The organism is Spirosoma fluviale (assembly GCF_900230225.1).
In the GTDB taxonomy this organism is placed as follows: Bacteria; Bacteroidota; Bacteroidia; order Cytophagales; family Spirosomataceae; genus Spirosoma; species Spirosoma fluviale.
Map to the genome: position 1 here is coordinate 1 of NZ_OCNH01000014.1, position 2,620 is coordinate 2,620.

Consider the following 2,620-nt stretch of genomic DNA (forward strand, 5'->3'; position numbering starts at 1 on the left):
TCCAGAGAAAAGGCTTCCAGAATGGTCATTGGCATACCTTCATACCAGATTGACGGAAAAAGTAGGGCTGTACAGGTTTGCATCCCCTGTTGCACTTCCTCCCGATCTAAGTTGCCCAGGTAAGTAATCGTATCCGACTCATTACTCACCTTTTTAACCTGTTCTACCAGTGGACCGTCACCGGCGATTAACAATGAGTAGTTTAAAAGTTGAAAAGTTGACAGCAATACATTCACCCCTTTCTCATCACTTAACCGGCCAACATATAAAAAATGAGCACCCCGCTGGACGGGCTGAACGGATGGCCGCTGTACAAAATTAGGCTTTAATGAAATTGAGAAGCCGTAAGGCCAAGCTTAGATGACAGATGTAAATCCTTGAAAAGTCATTTATTACTAAATAACGACTCCGTAATTGTCAAATCCCAATTTTTTTATAAAACCAGACAACAAACGCTAACCAGAAGCTTTGAAATATGGAATTCCGGAACACCCTGTTCCTTAAAGCCTTCCAGGGAAAATCTTAGGTCAAACTGTCGACAAAAATTGAACTTCTATTCATAAGAGAACCTGACGGGCAAAGAAGTCTATAATTATGAAGGGCAAGCACAAAAGAAATACCCATTTTACGAATTGCACAAACAATAAGCGGCCCCATAGCATATTGCCAATTATGTATGTGAATCACATCTGACTTAAATGAACAAATTCGTTTTTTTAGCTTACTTGTTGACAAAATATTCCATATAGAAAATAAAAATTGAAGTGCGCCAAGCCATCCATATCTATTATACAATCTAAATGACTCTATTTTATTACCCTTGCTGAGCAAGAAGTATTGTTGTTTAAAGACAGCATCCTCGCCACCATTAAACTGATAATGCGTGTGAAGTAGAAGAATCTCCATTAATAATAATAGCCTTAACTCATAAATTAGACTATTAACTTACAGACTCCGGTGTTTATCAATCATATCAAGAAGTTTACCGGATGCGTCAGTCGTCGCCTTGCGAAAAAACATTTTTCCACTATTTACTAGTTCTGAAAAATCAGTGTCTGTAAATATTTTAATAGACTTTCCGTAAACTATGTAATGTAGAGGAGTTAAATTACACAAACCTGGATAGTTAGAACCTGCATAAAGAATAGCCTTTTCAGAATAATGGGAATTAAAGATAATTGTGTGTATACACATTTCACTTGGAACAAATGTATATTTAAAATAAGCCATTAATGCTTTTTCAGACTCAAGTTTGCTATAAACATACTTTGCACAATCAAATGTTAAAGCCCAATAATCTGAACCCATATACACATCAACTAATTTATCTGAAATCAATACAGAAGTTTTTTTTCTGAAGGGCGTTAACTTCATAATATTTCTCGATATACCGCTTAACATCTTTTTTAAGAGTACATGTTTAGTTTCAAAATCACGAAAATAATGATATAACGTAACTTTTAAATGTTGAGATAAAGTAATAGTCTGGGATAGATTCATTGCCTGTATATACTCAAAATCATTAGAAGATAATGTGTCTGCAATAACTGCGTTTGAAAATATAGGATAGTCCAAACCACTTAGACAAACAACTCTATGATACTCAATCCCACTGTCAACTACACATCTCAATAATTCCATTTGGGATAAAAGTTGATTAAAACTGCCCCAATTAACTGAATAACGGTATTTAATAAAAAAAACATTTTCGATATTTTGAAAAAGAATTTCAAAAGGAGTAATATCTACTTTTTTGTCAATATGAACATAAAAATCACTATTGCTATCAAGTGATTTTATTAAACGAAATAAATGTGTTTCGTCTTTATAAGCTGTTATGATGTATGCAATCTTCATATTAAATGATTAGTTTTTTCGAAATAAAAATTCACCTAAAACAAAAGTGTAAATGCAGCATATAGAAAAATACATTTACAACTTTTATAATACAAGTAAGTTACTTATGCCAATAAAAAGTCGTATTTAAAAAGTTTGTATTCAACTCTCTGAAAAGTTGAGTACTGGAAAACAAACTACTTTATTAAAGAGCTTCAAGTTTGACATCATTGTTAAAGTTAAATACGCACCTAGTTTTGAACCTATTGAACGTTTCATGCGTATGTGTTGACTGAATATTACCAAGTCCGATATTTACCACTTTATATGTTGCAGGATATACGGTATACAAATCATTTTAAAATTGGTGCTAACACCAACGGATAGCCCAAGAATTTATTTTACCAGCCATTTGAAGTGTAATCATCGAACTTCACCTACTGAATCAATATCTTTTTCACTTTTTGCAGCGTCAGAAAAAACAAATAAGTCGCTCTGACTGGATAATTGATTTTTCTGTAAACTAGACACTGTTTGCTTAAGAGTACCTAATCGATTGTATGTAAATAGTAATATTGGAGATAATACTTTATCCATAGAATGAAATTATTTAACTAGTCAATTCCTAATAAATTTAAATTCTGTGCACATGCAAGTATATAATCATTCCAATTGTTATTATAAGTGGCAAATGAGTAAGCACACAGGAAGAGCTGACGACAAATGAGTAGTCAGGATTTTGGAAAGAGGCTACACGATAGTGTATAAACGTGTAATCCCAGAA

At 33.0% G+C, this 2,620-nt stretch carries 4 protein-coding genes; all 4 read right to left on the bottom strand.

The annotated features are described in order from the left end of the window. Nucleotides 1–236: glycosyltransferase (locus CRO74_RS31415; RefSeq protein WP_245878038.1), on the bottom strand; the 236-nt coding region annotated here is incomplete at its 3' end. Nucleotides 237–522: 286 nt separating this feature from the next. Beyond that, nucleotides 523–906 carry a glycosyltransferase family protein gene (locus CRO74_RS31100; protein ID WP_097132241.1) on the bottom strand — a complete coding sequence of 128 codons (384 nt, stop codon included), beginning with the start codon at nucleotides 904–906 and terminating at the stop codon, nucleotides 523–525. 39 nt (nucleotides 907–945) lie between these two features. Then, the gene (locus CRO74_RS31105) at nucleotides 946–1,857 is read right to left on the bottom strand and encodes a beta-1,6-N-acetylglucosaminyltransferase (RefSeq protein WP_097132243.1); all 912 of its coding nucleotides are present in this window, start codon (nucleotides 1,855–1,857) and stop codon (nucleotides 946–948) included. Nucleotides 1,858–2,259: 402 nt separating this feature from the next. After that, the gene (locus tag CRO74_RS31795; RefSeq protein ID WP_179830353.1) at nucleotides 2,260–2,433 is read right to left on the bottom strand and encodes a hypothetical protein; all 174 of its coding nucleotides are present in this window, start codon (nucleotides 2,431–2,433) and stop codon (nucleotides 2,260–2,262) included. Nucleotides 2,434–2,620: the final 187 nt, after the last annotated feature.

Bases quoted from the DNA above. Each gene is read 5' to 3' on its own strand.
- CRO74_RS31105 (WP_097132243.1), bottom strand. From the start codon at position 1,857: ATGAAGATTGCATACATCATAACAGCTTATAAAGACGAAACACATTTA.
- CRO74_RS31100 (WP_097132241.1), bottom strand. From the start codon at position 906: ATGGAGATTCTTCTACTTCACACGCATTATCAGTTTAATGGTGGCGAG.
- CRO74_RS31795 (WP_179830353.1), bottom strand. From the start codon at position 2,433: ATGGATAAAGTATTATCTCCAATATTACTATTTACATACAATCGATTA.